At 60.5% G+C, this 19,117-nt stretch carries 23 protein-coding genes; 21 read left to right on the top strand and 2 right to left on the bottom strand.

The features are described 5' to 3' along the window. Window position 1: 1 nt before the first annotated feature. From ACUZ9P_RS06350 to ACUZ9P_RS06250, 21 genes are all read left to right on the top strand, one after another. Entirely contained in the window at window positions 2-580 is a 579-nt protein-coding gene (locus ACUZ9P_RS06350; protein WP_022657684.1) for a 4Fe-4S dicluster domain-containing protein, read from the top strand. Window positions 581-603: 23 nt separating this feature from the next. Continuing rightward, window positions 604-1,143, top strand: a complete 540-nt coding sequence (locus tag ACUZ9P_RS06345) for an NADH-quinone oxidoreductase subunit C (protein WP_022657683.1) — start codon at window positions 604-606, stop codon at window positions 1,141-1,143. Continuing rightward, a complete protein-coding gene (locus tag ACUZ9P_RS06340; protein ID WP_449249079.1) occupies window positions 1,136-2,218 on the top strand; it encodes a hydrogenase large subunit in 1,083 nt (360 codons plus the stop codon). Before ACUZ9P_RS06345 ends, ACUZ9P_RS06340 begins: the two co-directional genes overlap by 8 nt. A 26-nt stretch (window positions 2,219-2,244) precedes the next feature. Beyond that, a complete protein-coding gene (locus tag ACUZ9P_RS06335; RefSeq protein WP_449249078.1) occupies window positions 2,245-2,628 on the top strand; it encodes a hydrogenase maturation nickel metallochaperone HypA/HybF in 384 nt (127 codons plus the stop codon). Further along, the gene (locus ACUZ9P_RS06330; protein ID WP_449249077.1) at window positions 2,621-3,580 is read left to right on the top strand and encodes a 4Fe-4S dicluster domain-containing protein; all 960 of its coding nucleotides are present in this window, start codon (window positions 2,621-2,623) and stop codon (window positions 3,578-3,580) included. Before ACUZ9P_RS06335 ends, ACUZ9P_RS06330 begins: the two co-directional genes overlap by 8 nt. Window positions 3,581-4,057: 477 nt before the next feature. Further along, window positions 4,058-4,744 (top strand): Crp/Fnr family transcriptional regulator, encoded by a 687-nt coding sequence (locus ACUZ9P_RS06325; protein WP_449249075.1) that lies wholly within the window; start codon window positions 4,058-4,060, stop codon window positions 4,742-4,744. Between the two features lie 168 nt (window positions 4,745-4,912). Continuing rightward, a complete protein-coding gene (locus ACUZ9P_RS06320; RefSeq protein WP_449249074.1) occupies window positions 4,913-5,494 on the top strand; it encodes a flavodoxin family protein in 582 nt (193 codons plus the stop codon). Between the two features lie 32 nt (window positions 5,495-5,526). Continuing rightward, on the top strand, window positions 5,527-5,979 hold the full coding sequence (locus ACUZ9P_RS06315; RefSeq protein WP_298995048.1) for a pyridoxamine 5'-phosphate oxidase family protein: 453 nt from the start codon (window positions 5,527-5,529) through the stop codon (window positions 5,977-5,979). A gap of 67 nt (window positions 5,980-6,046) precedes the next feature. Continuing rightward, on the top strand, window positions 6,047-7,435 hold the full coding sequence (locus ACUZ9P_RS06310; protein ID WP_449249073.1) for a 4Fe-4S binding protein: 1,389 nt from the start codon (window positions 6,047-6,049) through the stop codon (window positions 7,433-7,435). Window positions 7,436-7,510: 75 nt separating this feature from the next. Further along, window positions 7,511-8,050: an HPP family protein gene (locus ACUZ9P_RS06305; protein WP_324836045.1), complete on the top strand. Its 540-nt coding sequence runs from the start codon at window positions 7,511-7,513 to the stop codon at window positions 8,048-8,050. Between the two features lie 306 nt (window positions 8,051-8,356). Further along, window positions 8,357-9,157, top strand: a complete 801-nt coding sequence (locus tag ACUZ9P_RS06300) for an AzlC family ABC transporter permease (RefSeq protein WP_449249072.1) — start codon at window positions 8,357-8,359, stop codon at window positions 9,155-9,157. Continuing rightward, on the top strand, window positions 9,154-9,504 hold the full coding sequence (locus ACUZ9P_RS06295; protein WP_298995059.1) for an AzlD domain-containing protein: 351 nt from the start codon (window positions 9,154-9,156) through the stop codon (window positions 9,502-9,504). The genes ACUZ9P_RS06300 and ACUZ9P_RS06295 overlap by 4 nt, the downstream gene beginning before the upstream one ends. Then, entirely contained in the window at window positions 9,504-9,806 is a 303-nt protein-coding gene (locus ACUZ9P_RS06290) for a DUF4911 domain-containing protein (protein ID WP_449249071.1), read from the top strand. The genes ACUZ9P_RS06295 and ACUZ9P_RS06290 overlap by 1 nt, the downstream gene beginning before the upstream one ends. 201 nt (window positions 9,807-10,007) lie before the next feature. Further along, window positions 10,008-10,721 (top strand): UMP kinase, encoded by a 714-nt coding sequence (gene pyrH, locus ACUZ9P_RS06285; RefSeq protein ID WP_022657672.1) that lies wholly within the window; start codon window positions 10,008-10,010, stop codon window positions 10,719-10,721. Between the two features lie 21 nt (window positions 10,722-10,742). Continuing rightward, a complete protein-coding gene (frr, locus tag ACUZ9P_RS06280; protein ID WP_298995066.1) occupies window positions 10,743-11,303 on the top strand; it encodes a ribosome recycling factor in 561 nt (186 codons plus the stop codon). Window positions 11,304-11,419: 116 nt separating this feature from the next. After that, entirely contained in the window at window positions 11,420-12,142 is a 723-nt protein-coding gene (locus ACUZ9P_RS06275) for an isoprenyl transferase (protein WP_298995069.1), read from the top strand. After that, window positions 12,132-12,947, top strand: coding sequence for a phosphatidate cytidylyltransferase (locus tag ACUZ9P_RS06270; protein WP_192112229.1), 816 nt, complete (start codon window positions 12,132-12,134; stop codon window positions 12,945-12,947). Before ACUZ9P_RS06275 ends, ACUZ9P_RS06270 begins: the two co-directional genes overlap by 11 nt. A gap of 203 nt (window positions 12,948-13,150) precedes the next feature. After that, the gene (gene dxr, locus ACUZ9P_RS06265) at window positions 13,151-14,479 is read left to right on the top strand and encodes a 1-deoxy-D-xylulose-5-phosphate reductoisomerase (RefSeq protein WP_449249070.1); all 1,329 of its coding nucleotides are present in this window, start codon (window positions 13,151-13,153) and stop codon (window positions 14,477-14,479) included. Next, window positions 14,473-15,627: an RIP metalloprotease RseP gene (rseP, locus tag ACUZ9P_RS06260; RefSeq protein ID WP_449249069.1), complete on the top strand. Its 1,155-nt coding sequence runs from the start codon at window positions 14,473-14,475 to the stop codon at window positions 15,625-15,627. The genes dxr and rseP overlap by 7 nt, the downstream gene beginning before the upstream one ends. Continuing rightward, on the top strand, window positions 15,627-16,484 hold the full coding sequence (gene tsaB / locus ACUZ9P_RS06255; protein ID WP_449249068.1) for a tRNA (adenosine(37)-N6)-threonylcarbamoyltransferase complex dimerization subunit type 1 TsaB: 858 nt from the start codon (window positions 15,627-15,629) through the stop codon (window positions 16,482-16,484). Before rseP ends, tsaB begins: the two co-directional genes overlap by 1 nt. Window positions 16,485-16,597: 113 nt before the next feature. Next, window positions 16,598-17,215, top strand: a complete 618-nt coding sequence (locus ACUZ9P_RS06250) for a nitroreductase family protein (RefSeq protein WP_298995082.1) — start codon at window positions 16,598-16,600, stop codon at window positions 17,213-17,215. A 103-nt stretch (window positions 17,216-17,318) separates the two neighbouring features. On the opposite strand, the gene ACUZ9P_RS06245 is transcribed toward ACUZ9P_RS06250, so the two are convergent. After that, window positions 17,319-18,161, bottom strand: a complete 843-nt coding sequence (locus ACUZ9P_RS06245; protein WP_449249067.1) for a histidinol-phosphatase — start codon at window positions 18,159-18,161, stop codon at window positions 17,319-17,321. A gap of 26 nt (window positions 18,162-18,187) precedes the next feature. Further along, entirely contained in the window at window positions 18,188-19,114 is a 927-nt protein-coding gene (locus ACUZ9P_RS06240; protein ID WP_449249066.1) for a bifunctional riboflavin kinase/FAD synthetase, read from the bottom strand. Window positions 19,115-19,117 lie beyond the last annotated feature (3 nt).

Below are 19,117 nucleotides of genomic sequence, written 5' to 3'. Positions count from 1 at the left end.
TATGGCGGGCTTTCTAAAAGTTCTGTTCCGCAATTTGCTGGAAGGTCCAAGCACCGACCCCTTCCCCTTGGGCGAAACCTTCACCCCGGAAAGGTTGCGCGGCAAGGCTGTTGTTGATCCCGATCTGTGCATGGGCTGCGGCATCTGCCGTCACTCGTGCGCGGCAGGGGCCATCAACATCTCGCCGCTGCCTGACCGCAAGGGTTTTACCATCACCATATGGCAAAACTCCTGCTGCCTGTGCGCCTCGTGCCGCCATTACTGCCCCACCGGGGCCATGAGCATCACGACAGACTGGCACACCGCGCATCCGGAATCGGAAAAATTCAACCGCATCGAACAGCAGACGATTCGCTACGAACCCTGCGCCGGTTGCGGCGAGCTTATGCGCCCCCTGCCCAAAAAGCTGGCCGAAAAGCTCTATGCCTATAATGATGAAATCGACAGGGATCTGACGCGCAGGCTCTGCCCCAAATGCCGCCAGCTTGAGGACGCCAAACGCAATGCCTGCGTTCTGCCTGCCGCAAGCGGCGAGGCAGCGGCGACCAGCGTCACTTCTGCCGCTCCCACCAAGGATTAGCGGTTCATACCCGCGGAGAACATATGCAAGAGACAATTAACGGCAACGCCAAAGTCATCGAGGGGCTTTCAGCCCTGTGCACCGAAGACGACGCCGTACACCACAGCACGGATAGCTTCGGCAACGCTTTTCACTGGTTCAGGCTGGGTACGCCCCGCATGTTGCAGGATGCCGCCGCCATCATGAGCGAAGCCAAGGCGCGCCTGTGCATGACCACCGCTTACAACCGCCGCCAGCTCAGCGAACCCATGCAGGAAGTTTGCTACCACTTTGAGCTGGACGGCGTGGTCTACAACATGACTGTGACCCTTAACGGCGAATGGCCCACCGTGCCCTCCATTACCCCCCTATTTGCCAATGCCGACTGGCACGAACGGGAAATGATGGAACTTTACGGCATTCAGGTTACAGGCCACCCCAATCCCACGCGCCTGTTTCTGGATGAAGAGCTTGACGCAGGCATTCTCAACGAGGCCGTGCCCCTGTCCATCATGATGAACGGGGCCTGCACCACCGACCTCTGGGAACGCATTCTCAATGACAAGGAGCGCAACCATGAGTAACACCTTCACCATGCCTCTGGGCCCCGTACACGTGGCCCTCGAGGAACCGGTATATTTCCACCTCACGGTGGAGGGTGAAACGGTTCGCCACGTGGAGCTGACCTCCGGTCACGTGCACCGCGGCATGGAAGCCATGGCTACCCAGCGCAACCTCGTCAAGAACGTCACCCTTACAGAACGCGTGTGCTCGTTGTGCTCCAACAGCCACTCCTTCACCTACAGCATGGTGGTGGAAAACGTGCTCGGCATCACCATTCCCGAGCGCGCCTGCTACCTGCGCGTGGTGGCCGAAGAAATCAAGCGTATTGCCTCGCATCTCTTCAACACCGCCATTCAGGCGCATATCATCGGCTTCAAGTCGCTGTTCATGCACGTGATGGAAGTGCGCGAAATGATGCAGGACCTCAAGGAAACCGTTTACGGCAACCGCATGAACCTGGCGGCCAACTGCATCGGCGGCGTAAAATACAATGTCACGCCCGATCTGTTGGATTACATGCTCAAGACCCTTGCCAAGGTTGAACCGCAGGTGGATGAAATCCGCGAGATCTACGCCACCAACGGCATGGTTCTTGGCCGCACCAAGGGCCTTGGCCTGCTGCCCAAGGAAGACGCAGTGCATCTTGGCATTGTTGGCCCCGTGGCCCGTGGTTCCGGCGTTGCCATCGACGTGCGCAAGGATTCGCCTTACGCCGCCTACGGCAAGCTAAACTTCAACTCGGTTCTTGAGCACGGCTGCTGCGTGAACTCACGCACCATGGTGCGGCTGCATGAGATATTTGAATCGTTCAGCCTCATCCGCCAGTGCATCGAAAGGATGCCCGAGGGCGAGATCACGGCGCCCATGCGCCAGATCCGCACGGCAGAGGCCTGCGCCCGCACCGAAGCCCCGCGCGGCGAAGTGTTTTACTACATTCGCACCAACGGCACGGATATGCCCTCGCGCCTCAAATGGCGTGTGCCTTCCTACATGAACTGGAAGGCTCTGGGCGTCATGATGCGTGACTGCAAGGTGGCCGATGTGGCGCTGATAACCAACAGCATCGACCCATGCGTTTCCTGCACCGAACGCTAGGCGCGAAGGGTTGGAGAGTTTGATCCATGCATGAGGCAACGCTGGTCCAGGGACTGCTGAACATGGCCATCAAGGCTGTGGAAGACCACAATAAGGCGCATCCGGAATCTCCGGTCAGCCGTATCGTGGAGTTCCAGTGCGAACTGGGCCTGCTTGCCTGCGTGGAAGCGCAAACGCTCACCGCCTGCTTTGAACTGCTGGCGGAAGGGACCCTTGCCGAGGGCGCAAAGCTTACGCTTGCCTGCGCGCCCCTGGCCTGTACCTGCAATCAGTGCGGACATGAATTCAGCCTGACGCAACGGCATTTCGTCTGCCCCAGTTGCGGCGGCGAAAACATCCACTTCAACGGGGGTCATGGGATGACGCTTATGGCCCTGCACGTTGCATCCAAGGAAACGGACCATGACTGAACATATCCAGGTCGTACCCGACAAATGCCGCGCCTGCCGCCGCTGTGAAGTGGCCTGCATTGCCGCCCACCACGGCATGAGCTTTAAAGAGGCCATGAAACACCGCGACGAACTGGTTTCGCGCGTACAGGTGGTCAAGGCCGAAGGCTTCAAGACCACCGTGCGTTGCCACCAGTGCGACCACGCGCCCTGCGCCAACGTGTGCCCCACTGGCGCATTGCAGCAGGATGCCGATGGCCGCATCATCATGCGCGTACAATACTGCGTTGCCTGTAAGATGTGCATCGCTGCATGCCCTTACGGCACCATCACCCTTGACACCATCGGCATGCCCTCCGTGGATGGCGACGATGGTGAAACCCTGGCCCAGCGCGCCCGCCGCGAAGTGGCCGTGCGCTGCGACATGTGCCGCGCATGGCGTATGGAAAACGGCAAGCGCATCACCGCCTGCATGGAAGCCTGCCCGGCCCACGCCCTTTCGCTGGTGCTGGCCGACGGTTCAGTGGTGGAAGCCCCTGCGCCGGAAAAGAAGCCCGCCATTGAAGGCGCGCCGGAAAAACCCGCCGCTCCCGTGGCCGAACCTGGCCCCCGTGCATCCGTGACCGCTGCTGGCCGCGCCCCTGAAGAAGCTAAGGCTGAGGAAACCAAGGCTGAAGCCCCTGCCGCCCCTGTGGCGGAAGCGGCGGCTCCGGCACCTGAGGCAGAGACTCCCGCCGCGCCCAAAGCCGAGGAACACAAGGTTGAGACTCCTGTGGAAGCCCCTGTCGAAGACAAAGCCGCTCCGGTAGTGGAAGAAGCGACCGCGCCTGAAGTCAAGGCGGAGCCTGCGGCAGAAGCTCCGGCAACGGAACCCGCAACACCGGTTGAAACCAAGCCCGAACCTACTCCGGCAGCGCCCTCCAAGCCTGCCAAGAGCAACAAAAAGAGCACCAAGAAGGGCGGCAAGAAGTAAGCGCTTCTGCCCACTCTGCACATTCAGGCCTCGGCGCGGCAGTCGGAATATTCCGGCTTCTGCGCCGAGGCTTTGCGCTTTATGCAAAGGCCGCACATTTCCCGCAGATTGCAGCCTCTATAACCTTAAGCACTTGAAATGCTCGCTTACACCAGCCAAAAACCTGCCTGCTCGCATTTCGTGGCAAGGATTTTCGGGAACGTCCTTGCGGAGCAATTAATTCATTTCATTTGCCCCCTGTTCTAAAATCACCTTAACATACAGCATGTTGCTTTGATTTAGCCTGAAATCCGGCTTTGAATTGCAAGTTTTTGTGATCTCGGTCACAGAACATCCCGGGCATTTCTGGTGTATTGCCAGTGTTGCTGACAACAGGCCTTGCTGTCAGCCAATGGCACTGAGGCGTTCCGTACAGACGTAAGCGAAACTGCAATACCAGACCGCCCGCACACATGCTGCGGTCTGAGGGGAGACGAGATGGAAAACAGCGACCTGCAAACCATCCATGCTGCCTTGCAAACCGGCCCCTTTGCGGCCATGTCGGATACTGAACGCCAAAAGCTGGCGCTGCACGCCCGTGTGCAGCCATTCAGCCAGGGCACGACACTTTTTCGCGAAGGCGAAGCCACTGCCGATGCCATGCTGCTGCTCTCGGGCATGGTCAAACTGTGCCGCCACTCGGCTCAGGGCAAGGAATGTGTGCTGCACCTTGTGCGTTGCGGCAGAATGCTGGACGCAGGGGTGCTTTTTTACGAAGAAGGCCTGCCCGCAACGGCCATCGGAGTGCAGAACGGCGTAGTTTTGCGGCTGGAACGCAAGGCACTGCTTGAAGCCCTGCACAACGATGCGGCCCTTGGAGTCGCCATGCTGGCGGCCATGAGCCTGCGCCAGCGCCTGTTCATCAACAAGATTGCGGGGTCGCAGGGTCGCATTTCCGTTTCGGGCCGGGTAGCGGCATGGCTGCTGCACCGTGCAAAGATGGAAAAAAGCGCCACCCTGAGCATGGGAGTTACCCAGGAAACCCTGGCCCGCCAGATGGGCATAAGCCGCGAGAGTTTGAGCCGGGAGCTCAGTGCCCTGGCATCAGCCGGTCTCATTGACCGCGATCGCCGCCGCATCATTCTGCTTGATGCCAACGCCCTGCGCGAAAGGGCAGAAGCATAGATTCATTTCATATCGATACCACTCTGTCGGCTGCAGGCGCAGCTTTGACCGTTATGTAGTGAAGATGCCGCCACTCAGGCAGCACCGCCTTTATGAGTGCGCGCTCGCCAAGGAGCGCTCCAAACGCGATGGGAATGCAAATTCTCAAAACAGATTTTCAGGATCCGCATGAACGCTTGCATTGTTTATTCTTCCTGCACGGGCAATACCCGCAAAGTGGCTGAGGCTCTGGCCGACACCTCGGGTCTTCCCTGCTTTCCCGTGCGCATCGCCCCTGAGCCGGATGACTTTGATATACTGGCCCTGGGCTTCTGGGTGCGCAAAGGCCTGCCTGATGCCCGCGCCCTGCGCTACATGGAGCGAGTGCGCGGCAAGCACGTATTTTTTTTCGGCACGCTGGGCGCGTGGCCCCATTCAGACCACGCCCGCCGCTGCATGGCTGCAACACATGAAATTTTACAGGCTGGCGGCAATACGGTAGTTGATGGATTCTTGTGTCAGGGCCGGGTCAATCCGCAGGTGGTTGCCGCATCGCAGCGCAAGGGCGGTCATCCACTGAGCCCCGAGCGTCTGGCCCGCCTGCGCGAGGCAGAGCGCCACCCGGACGCGACAGATCTCACGGCGGCGCGCCTGCACTGGCAACGCAGCCTGCAGAATCACACTGCCAATTTTTCTGTGACGCCACCCCCCTGCTTTGTCGCAGACATTTCATCCACGCCGGACCCCATCGGCAGCAATACCTCGCTGTAACCCAGCCAGCAGGCCAGTATCAGGAGCCGCAAATGCGCAAACAAAACCGCGAATGCCTTGATCCGGCATTTTTTGACGAAGTTTTTTCCACGGCTGAAGACCTCTGCCTTGCCATGCACGACGGGGAATTTCCCTATGCCATTCCGCTCAACTTTGTGCGCCAGGGCAACTGCATCTATATCCACTGCGCCCTTGAAGGCCACAAGCTGGACTGCATCCGCCGCAACCCCAATGTGGCCTTTACCTTGTGCGCGGATGTGACCATCCACAGGGAAAAGTCCACGACCTATTACAAATCGCTGTGCGGCACCGGCCGCGCCGTGATTGTGGATGACCCGGCGGAAAAGGGCCTTGCCCTTGATGCCCTGGCAGTGCGCTACGCCGCCCTCTGCCCCACGCCCACGCCGGATGCGGCCCTAGCCCGCACGGGTGTAGTGCGCATCGACATTGTGGATCTGGTGGGCAAGCGCAAACTGCCCAAGTAAACGCCTCACCCCATGCACGGCGGCGCGTAGCAGCGCCATAACATGCCGAATGTAAAGGAAGTCTGACATGCGCGGAGCTTCCCGCCTTATCCCCTTGCCTTCTTTTCTGGCCCTGCTGCCTGCCGGAGCGCACTTCTGGCGCAACGGTCAGCCCGGCCTTGCCGCCGCCTGCCTTGCACTGGCCCTGCTTGCCTGGGGCCGCGCCGCATGGGTGCGTTTGCTCCTGCTGCTGGTGTTGCCCCTGCTGGCCGCCCGCTGGATATGGGCTGCGGCCCAGTTTGTACAAATGCGCATGTTCATGGGCGAACCGTGGCACAGGCTGGCTGTTATCCTGCTGAGCGTAGCCCTGCTGACGGCGCTTGCCGCCCTGCCCCTGCTGCGCGAATCCGCACGACAACGCTACCATAAAGGCGACACGACCGCACGCACCCAACTGGGCGCGCTGCTCCTTTGCCTTGGCCTGTTGTTGCCAGTCTGGTTTATGAAGCCGCAACTGCTCGTTATTGAACGGTTTTTCCCTCAATGGGGATCACTGCAACTTGCGCTGGCGGGCATTTGGGCGGCCTGCGCAGCCGGATGGCTGAGCGGCAAAAAGGTTCCGCAGGTCAGAATGCGCCTGTGGCGGCTTTTTTCACTGGTTTTTTTCGCCCAGCTTGTCCTTGGGCTGGCTCTGGAAAGCCGTTTTCTGCTCAGCGGGCAACTGCATCTGCCTGTTCCGGGGCTGATCGCCGCTGCACCCATCTATCGTGGCGGCGGCTGGTTCATGCTGGGGTTGTTCGGTTTTTCCACCCTGATTGCTGGCGCGGCCTGGTGCAGCCATCTTTGCTACTTTGGCGTGTGGGATGCCAGCGCCGCAAAATCCTGCGTCGGCGGCCCGCGTGGATTGACTGCGATAAAAAATTCCGGCTCCGCAAACACCGATTCCGGTAATGCTGCTCTGCCCATTCCCCGCCGCGCGCCCAGGTGGCTGCCATATCTGCGGCTCGCCATGCTGGGCCTGACCCTTGCCGTTCCCCTGCTCTTGCGTCTTTCGGGTGCGCCGCTGGAGGCGGCTCTTGCCTGCGGCCTATTGCTTGGACTGCTGGCTGTACCGGCATCCCTGCTGGTCAGCCGCAAGGCTGGATACGCCGCCTACTGCCGGGGCCTCTGCCCCTTGGGGCTGCTGACAAAGTGGATTGGGCGCATTGCCCCCTGGCGCGTGCGCCGCACAGGCCCCTGCCGCCGCTGCATGGCCTGCGTGCGGGTATGCCGTCAGGACGCCATGGGCGATCCCATGACGACATCAGGCCCCAATGCGGACTGCAATCTGTGCCGCGACTGCATAGCTGTATGCCCGCAAAAGGCGCTCTCCATAACCTGCTACGGCATGCACGGCACGCAGGCCTGGGCAGGCCCAACACTTATTGCCCTGCTTGCCGCCCTGCACACGGCCTTTCTTGCCATGGCCCGGATATAGACAGCCAGCCCATTCAACCAGGGAAGCACGGCTTCACAACCGCGACTCTCGCAACATCGAGTAACGAGGATGCCAATGATGCGTGTTTTGCGCCGCCTGCGGGCAGGCACAATGGCCCCGCCCAGGGCCGACTGGAATGAAATATTCTGGGCGTGGGCAGGCAGTTGTCTGTCCATAATCAGCCTTGCGCTGCTTGAAAAGCTCTGCTCGCAAGAGTGGAATCTGCCCCTGCTCATCGGCTCGTTCGGCGCGTCCGCCGTGCTGGCCTTTGGTGCGCCCCACAGTCCGCTGGCCCAGCCCCGCAATCTTGTGGGCGGGCATGTGCTTTCCGCGCTTGTGGGCGTGACCTGCCAGCTCCTGTTCAGCGATAATCCGGTGCTGGCCTCGGGCCTTGCTGTTTCCACAGCTATTGCCCTCATGCACGCAACGCAGACCCTGCATCCTCCTGGGGGCGCAACGGCCCTTATCGCCGTCATCGGCGGCCCCGGCATCCACAGCCTTGGCTACTGGTACGTACTCCTGCCCTGCGCAGCGGGGGCCATCTGCATGCTGGCCCTGGCATATGCCGCCAATAATCTCGCCGCCCGCAAAAGGTATCCCCTGTTCTGGTGGTAAAGATCTCACAAAAAACGTGGTGCTGACGATTCATATTTGCAGCACAGAGCCATAACAGTTTGCCTGCCTTCGTGGAGTCTGCCCCCGCGCCCCTTCACGAAGGCAGGCAAACTTTGCTTCGAGGATGGATGGCTGCAACCGAAACACCCCGCATTGCATTCTCCATTGCTTCTGCTTGCCTCATGCCAGAGGGGAATCAGCCGAACTCCCGCCATCCGCCGGGCTTGGAACCAAGACCCGGCTTCGGCTTGCCAGCCAGGGGCAAAGGGCGTAGCCTCATTGTCTTACTTTTATCGAGGTTATGACATGTCCGGCATATCTTCCGCTTCCCCCCTGGCGGAGGGCCTGCGGCGCGCCCTGCCCATTGTGCTGGGCTACCTGCCCGTAGGCTTCGCTTTTGGGGTTCTTGCCGTCAAGAACAACATCCCGCCCTCTTTGGCTGTCGCCATGTCCGTGCTCATGTTTTCCGGCTCCGGCCAGTTCGTGTTCGCGGGCATGTGGGGCGCTGGCGCAAGCGCGCTCTCCATCATGGCGGCAGTGTTTATTGTAAACCTGCGCTATCTGTTGCAATCCGCCGCAGAATCTCCCTGGCTGGCAGGCCTGCCGCGCGGACAACGCTTTTTGCTGGGCCTCGGCCTCACGGATGAGACCTTTGCCGTCCACGTCACAGCTTTTCAGAACGGCTGGCAGCGCAGCCTCACCACGCTCTTTGTCTGCAACCAGACCGCGCAGCTGGGCTGGGTTTCCGGCGCGGCCATCGGCGCGTTCTGCGGAGAACTGGTGAGTGATGTCAAGCCGCTGGGTCTTGATTATGCGCTCACCGCCATGTTTCTGGCCCTGCTGGTGCCGCAGTGCGTCAGCCGCCTGCATGTGCTGGTGGCGCTCTTTACCACCACGCTTTCCATCAGCCTCAAGGCTGCGGGCATGACCCAGTGGAATATTGCCGTTGCCACGGTGCTGGGCGCAAGCCTTGGCACATGGCTGCTGGTGCGCAAGGCGCAGCACGATGGCGCGCCCCTTGACCTTGCCTGCGCAGCGCACACACCCGCCAAAGACTGCGAAACTGCGAGCCTGAACACACAGCGCACAGAGGAGGCCGAATCATGAACGAAAGCGGATGGTTCAGCACCCATGCGGCCCTGATGCTCTGCCTGCTTGGCAGTGTTCTGGTTACGGTTCTGCCAAAGATCCTGCCTGTCACCTTTTTGAAGGGCGACAGCCTGCCCCCGCTGCTGCGGCACTGGCTGTCCTTTGTGCCCGTTGCCGTCATGGCCGCCCTGGTGGGGCCGGACGTGTTCTTTTACGAAGGGCATTTCAACGCTGGGCCTTCCAACCTGTTTCTGATGGTGGCCCTGCCCTCGCTGCTGGTTGCGTGGTGGTCAAAGAATTATTTTCTCACCATTGCCTTTGGCATCGGGCTGGTGATTCTGGCCCGCTGGGCCGGGTTGTACTGATGCCGCGCGCACGGGGTTCCGCTTCCGGGCCGCCCTCACTGCGCGAGAGGCGCAAACCGGCTCCCGCACTGCCGCCGCCAACACGCAGCGCCAGCCTTTTGGTGCGCATTGCGCCGGAGCATACGGGGCTGTTCCGCTTTTTGCTCGAAGCCTATGAGCACATTGCCTATTTTACCGTACTTGAAAATAAGACCGCCCTGCTGCGGGTTATCTTTTCACCTCACAGAGAGCGAGAGGCGCGCGAGGCTCTGACCCAGATGGCCCAAAGCCTGCCATTTACCATTGAGGAATGGCCCAAATAGACGTACTCGCCGTTTCCAGACTGCGCCAGCGGCATCTGCTCAGGGCAGTTCAACCCTGCCGGGACTGCAGATGCAAAAACACTTTGAGCTGCGCGCAAGTTCTGTTACAATTTTTTCGTTTTGGGGCGGGGCCAAAAGCCCAGCCCTTTTCCTGCGTCCGGCGAAAGCCCGCAACACCTCAGCCTTTACCAAGGCGGACTCATGCCCACACTGAAATACAAGCGCGTGCTGCTCAAGCTGAGCGGCGAGGCCCTGGCCGGAGAAAACAAGACCGGCATTGACCCCGAAACCGTAGCCACCATCTGCCGTGAAATCGGCACCGTGCTCGAAATGGGCGTGGAAATGGCCCTTGTGATTGGCGGGGGCAACATTTTTCGCGGGCTTTCCGGCTCGGCCAAGGGCATGGAACGTTCGTCCGCCGACTACATGGGCATGTTGGCCACAGTGCTTAACGCGCTGGCCGTGCAGGACATGCTGGAAAAGCTGGGCTACCCCACGCGCGTGCTTTCGGCCATCACCATGCAGGAAGTGTGCGAGCCTTTTATTCGCCGCCGCGCCCTGCGCCATATGGAAAAGGGCCGCGTGGTCATCTGCGCCGCAGGCACCGGCAACCCCTACTTCACCACTGACACCACCGCCGCCCTGCGCGGCATGGAGCTGAAGTGCGACGCCATCATCAAGGCCACCAAGGTTGACGGCATCTACGACAAAGACCCCAACAAATATTCCGATGCCGTCAAGTACGACAGCATCACCTATGACGAAACACTGGCGCGCCATCTGGGCGTCATGGACGCCACGGCCTTTGCCCTTGTGCGCGACAACAACGTGCCCATCATCGTGTGCCGCATGTTTGGCGGCGACATCTGCCGCGCCGTCACCGGCGAGTCCGTAGGCACCATCGTTCAGAACTGAGCCCCCCCAAGGAGAATACTGATGGATATAGACAGCATCCTTCTGGACGCCGAAGACCGTATGGAAAAGGCCCTTGCCGCACAGGAACGCGATTTTTCCAAACTGCGTACGGGCCGCGCCTCCACCGCTCTGGTGGACGGCATCAAGGGCGACTATTACGGCACCCCAACGCCCATCAGCCAGATGGCCTCCGTTGCCGTGCCCGACAGCCGCACGGTGACCATCCAGCCATGGGACAAGGGCGGCATTTCGGTGATTGAAAAGGCCATTCTGAAGTCTGACCTTGGCCTTACGCCCATCAATGACGGCAAGGTCATCCGCATCATGATACCGCCGTTGACCGAAGAACGCCGCAAGGATCTGGTCAAGGTTGCCCGCAAATACACCGAGGACGCCAAGGTGGCTGTACGCAACGTGCGCCGCGATGCCAACGACAGCCTGAAAAAGCTGGAAAAAGACAAGGCCATCAGCGAGGACGAACAGAAGAAGGCTTCTGAAGACGTGCAAAAGCTGACGGACAAGTTTGTGGCTGATGCCGACAAAAAGTGCGCGGCCAAAGAAAAGGAAATCATGGAAATATAGCCCATGGCGGATTTTCCGCCCGGGTTGCGCGCGCCCCGCAAGCACATTGCGGGGCGCGGCTTTGCCGCCGCAGACAAGGCCGCAGACCCGCAGGACTTTTCACCACAGGCTTTTGCATGACGGATCATCCAGACAAACTGCCCACACACCTCGCCATCATCATGGACGGCAATGGCCGCTGGGCTCAGGCGCGCGGGTTGCCCCGCGAAGCAGGCCACCGCGCTGGCGCGGAAACCGTACGCAACATTGTGACCGATTGCCGATCGCTGGGCATACGCCACCTCACGCTTTACACCTTTTCCAGCGAAAACTGGAACCGCCCCAAGACAGAAATCAGCGCCCTTTTCAGCCTGCTGATGGAATTTCTGAGCCGCGAGGTGCCGCGCATGGTCGAACAAGGCATTTCCATGCGCGTTCTGGGCGATCTTGACTCCATGCCCCTTGCTCAGCGCACTGCCCTGCGCCATGCCATCAAACGCACCGAGGGCGGTAAGGACATGGTTCTGAATCTCGCCCTCAACTATGGCGGCAGGGGCGAAATTGTACGAGCCATGCAAACCATGCTGCGCGAAGGTCTGCGCCCTGAAGACGTGACCGAACAGACCGTAGCCGATCATCTGTATACTGCCGGGCAACCGGACCCTGACCTGCTTATCCGCACCAGCGGCGAGCAGAGGCTGAGCAATTATCTGCTCTACCAATGCGCCTACAGCGAGCTGTATTTCACGCCCGTGCCATGGCCGGACTTCGACGCCGCGCAGCTCCGCATGGCCCTTGACGCCTATGCCGCCCGTTCGCGCCGCTTCGGCAAAACACAGGAGCAAATTGATGCCCATTGATCCTTCAACGCAATCCATCGATATCCGCCGCATTTTCACAGGTCTTGCCCTTGCTGCGGTCTTGCTGCTGGCACTCTGGTTCAGGGGCCTGCCTTTGTTGTTCGTCATTTTGCTGGTATGCGCCCTCGGCCTGTGGGAGTTCTACTCCCTGTTCTGGGGCTCCAGCCGTGTGCCCAGCCGCATCTGCGCCATCGTGCTTGGCTGGTGCATGATCTGCCTCACGTGGCTGCACAGGCCGCAAGATGCTCTGGTCTGCCTTGGCGCTGGCTTTGTGCTGGCGTCCATGAGTTTTCTTTTCCGGTGGGATGTTGTTGAAGACGACAATGCCTTTGCCTCCAGCGGCATCTTTATGGCGGGGCTGGCCTATGTGCCCCTGCTGCTGCTTCCGGCGACCTATCTTTCCACCACCAAGCTCATCTTTGTTATTGCAGCGGTGGCTATTTCAGACACCACCGCCTACTTTGTGGGCACACGCTTTGGGCACCACAAGCTGTGGCCCCGCGTCAGCCCCAAGAAAAGCTCGGAAGGCGCGGTGGGCAGCCTTGTTGGCTGCGTGATCTTTTGCGCCATATACGGCGAAATTTACGGCAAGACAGGATGGTTCTCCTTTGCGCTGCTGGGCATTGCGGTCAATGCCTTCGCCCAGTTGGGCGACCTCTTTGAATCCGCCCTCAAGCGCTCGGTAAACATCAAGGATTCCGGCAATCTGTTGCCAGGGCACGGCGGCATCCTCGACAGAGCCGACAGCCTGCTGTTTGCCATGCCCATGGTGGCTGTTGTTGACCAGTGGTTTTTCTTCTTTTAGGGCCTGGTAACGCTATGCCTCTTTTGCCCCCTGCTTGCGGCGGGGGGCGAAGCTTCTCATAGTGTTAATGGCCCTTAGAGCATTTTTATTTTGAAATCCTCGGTTATCCCCACCGGGGAGCTTGAATTTTTTGCCGCAGTACCAATCTTATGCGCACACGCGCCGCGAGCACCTGCGCGCGCCCATTAAAGGACAACGTCACCATGGCGCAACTCTGGCCCGGCCTGGGCGGCCCTTCCATCAATTACATTTCTGACGCCCCCGGTGAAAGCTGGCAGCAAACATGGCCGCGCAGTCTGGTACTGCTGGGTTCCACAGGCTCCATAGGCCGCAGCACGCTGGAAGTTGCCGCTGTGCATCCGCAGGCCTTCCGCATGGTGGGTTTTGCCTGCGCCCGCAACGTGCAGCGCCTTGCGGAACAGGCCCTTACATGGAGACCGCCGCATCTGGCAGTGCTGGATGAAGAATCCGCAGCCAAACTGCGCGCACTGCTGCCTGCGGACTACCGCCCCCGTATTCTTGTGGGGAGCGACGGCTACGCAGAACTTGCTTCCCTGCCTGAGGCCTCCACCGTGCTTTCCGCACAGGTGGGCGCGGCGGGCCTTGCCGGAACGCTGGCGGCGGCCCTGGCAGGCAAGGTCATCTGCCTTGCCAACAAGGAATCGCTGGTGCTGGCTGGCGAGCTTGTGCGACGCGTTTGCGCCCGCACCGGGGCAGTAGTGCTGCCCGTGGATTCCGAACACAACGCCATTTTTCAGTGTCTGGCCGGGCGTGGGCAAGAAGTGGACAAGCTCATACTTACGGCATCCGGCGGTCCCTTTCGCGGCTGGACGCAAGAAGCACTGCGCGACGTTACGCCGGAGCAGGCACTCAAGCATCCCAACTGGAGCATGGGTGCCAAGATCACCATTGATTCGGCCACACTTATGAACAAGGGGCTGGAGGTCATTGAGGCTTTTCACCTCTACGGCCTGCCCGTTGAGCGCATCAAAGTGCTGGTGCATCCACAGTCTGTAGTACATTCGCTTGTAGAATTTCACGATGGAAGCCAACTTGCGCAGCTGGGCACACCCGACATGCGCATGGCAATTTCGGCCTGCCTGCTCTGGCCGCGCTGTGTAACGGCAAATGTGCCACGCCTTGACCTTACGGCAAAGCAGCTTACCTTCCATGATCCAGACGAAACCGCTTTTCCCTGTCTTGGACTGGCCAGACAGGTGCTGGAAAACCGTGGCGGACGTTGCGTTGTACTCAACGCCGCCAACGAGGCCGCAGTGGATCTTTTCCTTACAGGCCGCTGCGCGTTTATGGATATTCCCCGGCTTATAGCCGCCGCACTGGAGGCGCATGACGCTTCCAACCCCGGCAATCAGCCTTTATGCGCGCCTCTTGAAGGTGCAGCTTCCGCAACTGATAGCGAAGCCGCACTGACAATCGAGGCGCATACACTGGCGGAGCGCATGCAGCGTCTTGACTGCCAGAGCCGCGATCTGGTCTACGGACTGGCCCGTGACGGAGGTTCCTTGTGCTGACAACAATTATTGCAGTAGTGGTCGTTCTTGGCGGCCTGATCTTTTTCCACGAACTGGGACACTTTGCCGTGGCTCGTGGTCTTGGCATGGGCGTTTCCACGTTCTCGCTGGGCTTTGGCCCCAAGATTCTCAAATACCGCAAGGGCAAGACGGAATACGCCCTGTCGCTGGTGCCGCTTGGCGGCTATGTGGCCCTGGTGGGTGAAAGCGACCCCAAGGATATCCCCGAAGGCTTTAGCGAAAAAGAAAGCTTTGCCCTGCGCCCCGCATGGCAGCGTCTGCTTGTGGTTGCCGCTGGCCCCGCCGCCAATATCCTTCTGGCGTGGCTGCTCTGCTGGACCCTGGCCCTGGGCTGGGGCACCCCCGTGCTGCTGCCGCAGGTTGGCGGCGTTGTGCAGAACGGCCCTGCGGACAAGGCGGGCATTCAGCCCGGCGACACCATTGTGAGCATCAACGGCGCTGCCGTTGCCAACTGGCAGGCCATGGCCGACGCCATTACGCAGAGCAACGGCAAAACTCTTGCCGTCACGCTTTCGCGCCCCGATATGGCCCCCCAGGCTGATGATCAAACACGCGCCGATGAAGCCGCGCAGCCCGAGCAGGGCATGATCATCAGCGTGGAACTCACGCCTGAACGTTCCACGCGCAAGACAATCTTTGGCGAAGAAGAAAGCGCCTGGCTTATCGGCATCCGTAATTCCGGCGCTGTGCGGCTCGTGCAGCACAATTTTGCCGATGCGGCCATTGCCGGAGCGGGCCAGACCGCAGACATGGTTTCACTCACGTGGCAGAGTTTTGTAAAACTGGCCGAGCGCGTGGTGCCTCTGGATCAGGTGGGCGGCCCCATCATGATCATGCAGATGGTGGGCAAGCAGGCCCACGAAGGCCTTGCCGGGCTGCTGGCGCTGGCAGCGCTCATCAGCATCAACCTTGGCATCCTGAACCTGCTGCCCATCCCCGTGCTGGATGGCGGGCAGATTGTGTTTTGCCTGTGGGAAATAATTTTCCGCCGTCCGCTCAACGCACGTTTGCAGGATTACGCCATGCGCGCGGGCATTGCCCTGCTGGTGGCTCTCATGCTGCTTGCCACCTATAATGACCTGTGGCGCATCCTCAAAAATACCGGATGGTTCGGGAGCGGCTCATAATGCAGAACGGCACCGGGCTTGAGCTTATCCTCAATGCCGCAGAGGGCGTGCTCCAGATCATTGTCACCGAAGATGAGCGGCTGATCTGCGTGCAGGAATGGCACAAGGCCGACAGGGCTACGGAAATTCTGGCCCCGGCCCTTGCAGAGATTTGCAGCAGCCTTGGCATCAAGCCCGCCGACTTTCGGCGCATTGCCTGCGTGTGCGGGCCGGGTTCCTTTACGGGCATACGGCTGGTGCTGACCACCGCCGCAGCCCTGCGCCGCGTGGGGCAGGCCCGCTTGGCGGGGCTGGACTACATGCAGGCTCTGGCCACCAGCGCCGTGCTCCAGCACAACCTGTTTTACGGTACGCCTGTCTGGGTGCTCACCCACGCCCGCCGCAATCTTGTGCACTGCCAGCCCTTCATGTCGTATGGGCCGCAGATTCCGGCCCAGCCCACGCAGGCTGTTGATCTCTGCGCGCCGCAGGAGGCCTTGCGGCGTGTCGAGAACGCACAGGGAGCGCCCCTGCCGGATGGCACCGACAAACACCGTCGCACACATGTTTGCGGCAGCGGCCTTGCCCGCAATGCAGATGTATTTACGGCTCTGGAAGGCATGCGTATGGTTCCCGTAGAAGAGGAAACCGACTCGCCATTCGCCATGCCCCGGCTGGTCTGCCCTGATACGGCTTCGCTGTGTCTGCTGGCCCGTCACGGCGATTATTTTGACGCAGATGTGGAGCCGCTCTATGTGCGCCCCTGCGATGCGGTTGAAAATCTCCCCCAACTGGCCCCGCGCATGGGCATGACCGGCGAATACGCGGTTGCCGCGCTCGACACCATGCTGGAACGTTCCCCTACAAGCGAAATCTGAACATTCTGCTGCAAGGCGTGCTTGACCATGCGCGTTTGCGAAACTGTAATCTTGCCTGTATTTCATAGCGAACCGCTACTGGTACAAACCCAACCACCACACGGAGAACACCCATGATCCGTACCGTCAGACGCTCACTTTCCCTATTGCTTTCATTGGCGGCTCTTGCCCTTATCCCCGCCGCGCCCACAGCTGTGAACGCTGCGGACAGCACCGCCCGCATGGAACTGCCCGCCCCCAATAAAACCGGCGGCATGCCCCTGATGCAGGCCCTGGCCCAGCGTCGCTCCATCAAAACGGGCTTCAGCGGAGCAGCCCTTTCGCCCCAACAGTTGAGCGATCTGCTGTGGGCCACTTGGGGCGTCAACCGCGACGGCGGCCGCAGAACAGCCCCCACGGCCATGAACCGGCAGGATGTACGCCTGTACGTGGCCCTTGAAAGCGGCGTGTGGCTCTATGAGCCTGAGCACGCGCTCGTCAAGGTGATGGATGGCGACTGGCGCGCCCAGATGGGCGGAGGCTCGCTCACCCTGCTCTACGCCATACCGCAGGGCAACGAATGGGGCGGGGCGCATGTGGGCTCCCTGTATCAGAATGCCGGGCTGTTCTGTGCCTCCGCAGGGCTGGGCAACTTTGTACATGTTTCAGGCCTGCATGCGCTGGACGGCAAACTTCCCCTGCCTGAAGGTTGGAAGGTCTTTATCATCCAGACGGTGGGCCTGCTGAAGTAAGACTTTGTCAGACGCAAAAGCGAATCCCCGCTCTTCATGCGAAGAACGGGGATTTTTCATATCTTGCACACGCAGAGAGTGTGAGCAAAAAGGGCCAATAGAGCTAGAACGTCAGTTCCCTGCTCTCGCGGGCCACGCAGATGCGGCTGCGCGTAAAACCAAAGGACGCTGCATAGGCCGCCAGTTCCGTAAAATGCGAGCCAGTATCTTCCATATTGTGCGCGTCTGAACCAAAGCTGATGCGCAGACCCAGATCCGCCGCCAAGCGCATGATGGTCGGACCGGGGTAGGGTTCGTGGAAGGGCTTGCGCAAGCCAGCCGAAGAAACTTCCATGGCTGTATCTGTGGCGCGCATAGCTTCAAGCACGGCTGCTATGCGGTCTGTGCTGCCCGGCTGGGCCAGCCATGCCTGAAAATCATCAAAGCAGCACACCTTAATGAAATCCGGATGGGCCACCACATCCACCATCCCGCTGGCAGCCAGCCACCGCATGGCATCATAATAGGCATTGTAGCGCGCAAAGCGCTCTTGGCGCTCCACTTCCGGCCCCCAACTGCGGGGAGAGCCCACTGGCACGTCGTCCACAAAGTGCAGCCCGCCGATGATGTAGTCAAAGGCGTAGCGGCTGACCATATCGCGCATCCACGGGGTGTTGACCGGCAGCCAGTCAAGCTCCATGCCCAGCAGTACGCGCGGTTGGGCCTGCGCGCCGGATTTTTGGCTGGAGGTCTGCTCCCTCAAGGCCAGTACTTCTTCGGCATAGGCAGGGAAGGTCACGGCGAGGTCGCCCTTGTACAAAGGGCAGGAATAACCGGGCGGCAAGGGCGAGTGCTCTGAAAAACCGTACCAGACCAGCTTGCGCGCCTGTGCGGCAGCAAACATTTCGGCCACTGTGGCAAGGCCGTGCGAGGCAACGGTATGGTTATGAATGTCGGCGCAGATCATGGTTTCTCCAGCCGCCCCCGGCCCTCCTAAAAAGCAGCCTGTGCAAGCAGGGAGCGGGCGTCCTTCACATCCTGGGCAATGCGCTGTTTGAGAGCGTCCACCGAGGCAAAACGTTCTTCACCACGCACACGGCCCACAAACTCCAGGCGCATCATTTGACCATAAAGGTTTTTGCCGTCTTCCAGCAAAAAAGTTTCAACGCCAAGCTCGTTGTCGCCAAAGGTGGGTTTGCGACCCACACAGGTCACTGCGGGCCAGCTGTGTTCCCCCAGAGTTGCGCGGGTGGCATACACGCCTTCCACAGGAAGCACCACTTCGGGCTTGCGCTGGTTGGCGGTGGGAAAGCCCAGACCAGCCCCGCGCCCATCGCCGTGTATGACTTCGCCGCTGAAACCGTGGAAGCGCCCAAGCAAGCGCGCGGCCCTCGCCACATCCCCCTGGCCGATAAGCCCGCGCAGAGATGTGGAGCTGACCACCATGCCTTCTACCAGCACAGGTTCAAGCTGCTCCACGGTGAAGCCTGTCAGTGCGCCAAGCTCGCGCAGCACGGTGACCTGCCCCCCACGGTTGCGGCCCAGCGTAAAATCGTAGCCCACCACAAGGCGGCGCAGATGCATGGGTTCAAGGATGGTCTGCACGAATGTTCCGGCATCCAGCGAGGCCAGTTCGCGCGTAAAGGGCAGCTCAAGCACAAAGGGAACGCCCAGCGCTTCAAGCAGGGCGAACCTGTCTTCACGCGTGGTGAGGGGCATGTGCCCGCGCTCGGGAAACAGCACCTGACGGGGGTGCGGCCAGAAGGTCATGACCACCGGGGTCAGGCCTTCCTGCGCCGCAACCTGAAGGGTGCGGCGGATAAGAGCCTGATGCCCAAGATGGACGCCGTCGAAATTACCGATGGTGACGGCTGAACCCGCGAGGGTGCCCAGCGCGTCAACTGAATGGACGATTTTCATTAG

Source organism: Desulfovibrio intestinivivus (genome assembly GCF_053570665.1).
Note: the sequence above shows the minus strand (reverse complement) of the source record. Positions and strands in the feature narration are given on the sequence as shown.

Coding starts and splice junctions, on each gene's coding strand:
- ACUZ9P_RS06350 (WP_022657684.1), top strand. CDS start 2: ATGGCGGGCTTTCTAAAAGTTCTGTTCCGCAATTTGCTGGAAGGTCCA.
- ACUZ9P_RS06345 (WP_022657683.1), top strand. CDS start 604: ATGCAAGAGACAATTAACGGCAACGCCAAAGTCATCGAGGGGCTTTCA.
- ACUZ9P_RS06340 (WP_449249079.1), top strand. CDS start 1,136: ATGAGTAACACCTTCACCATGCCTCTGGGCCCCGTACACGTGGCCCTC.
- ACUZ9P_RS06335 (WP_449249078.1), top strand. CDS start 2,245: ATGCATGAGGCAACGCTGGTCCAGGGACTGCTGAACATGGCCATCAAG.
- ACUZ9P_RS06330 (WP_449249077.1), top strand. CDS start 2,621: ATGACTGAACATATCCAGGTCGTACCCGACAAATGCCGCGCCTGCCGC.
- ACUZ9P_RS06325 (WP_449249075.1), top strand. CDS start 4,058: ATGGAAAACAGCGACCTGCAAACCATCCATGCTGCCTTGCAAACCGGC.
- ACUZ9P_RS06320 (WP_449249074.1), top strand. CDS start 4,913: ATGAACGCTTGCATTGTTTATTCTTCCTGCACGGGCAATACCCGCAAA.
- ACUZ9P_RS06315 (WP_298995048.1), top strand. CDS start 5,527: ATGCGCAAACAAAACCGCGAATGCCTTGATCCGGCATTTTTTGACGAA.
- ACUZ9P_RS06310 (WP_449249073.1), top strand. CDS start 6,047: ATGCGCGGAGCTTCCCGCCTTATCCCCTTGCCTTCTTTTCTGGCCCTG.
- ACUZ9P_RS06305 (WP_324836045.1), top strand. CDS start 7,511: ATGATGCGTGTTTTGCGCCGCCTGCGGGCAGGCACAATGGCCCCGCCC.
- ACUZ9P_RS06300 (WP_449249072.1), top strand. CDS start 8,357: ATGTCCGGCATATCTTCCGCTTCCCCCCTGGCGGAGGGCCTGCGGCGC.
- ACUZ9P_RS06295 (WP_298995059.1), top strand. CDS start 9,154: ATGAACGAAAGCGGATGGTTCAGCACCCATGCGGCCCTGATGCTCTGC.
- ACUZ9P_RS06290 (WP_449249071.1), top strand. CDS start 9,504: ATGCCGCGCGCACGGGGTTCCGCTTCCGGGCCGCCCTCACTGCGCGAG.
- pyrH (WP_022657672.1), top strand. CDS start 10,008: ATGCCCACACTGAAATACAAGCGCGTGCTGCTCAAGCTGAGCGGCGAG.
- frr (WP_298995066.1), top strand. CDS start 10,743: ATGGATATAGACAGCATCCTTCTGGACGCCGAAGACCGTATGGAAAAG.
- ACUZ9P_RS06275 (WP_298995069.1), top strand. CDS start 11,420: ATGACGGATCATCCAGACAAACTGCCCACACACCTCGCCATCATCATG.
- ACUZ9P_RS06270 (WP_192112229.1), top strand. CDS start 12,132: ATGCCCATTGATCCTTCAACGCAATCCATCGATATCCGCCGCATTTTC.
- dxr (WP_449249070.1), top strand. CDS start 13,151: ATGGCGCAACTCTGGCCCGGCCTGGGCGGCCCTTCCATCAATTACATT.
- tsaB (WP_449249068.1), top strand. CDS start 15,627: ATGCAGAACGGCACCGGGCTTGAGCTTATCCTCAATGCCGCAGAGGGC.
- ACUZ9P_RS06250 (WP_298995082.1), top strand. CDS start 16,598: ATGATCCGTACCGTCAGACGCTCACTTTCCCTATTGCTTTCATTGGCG.
- ACUZ9P_RS06245 (WP_449249067.1), bottom strand. CDS start 18,161: ATGATCTGCGCCGACATTCATAACCATACCGTTGCCTCGCACGGCCTT.
- ACUZ9P_RS06240 (WP_449249066.1), bottom strand. CDS start 19,114: ATGAAAATCGTCCATTCAGTTGACGCGCTGGGCACCCTCGCGGGTTCA.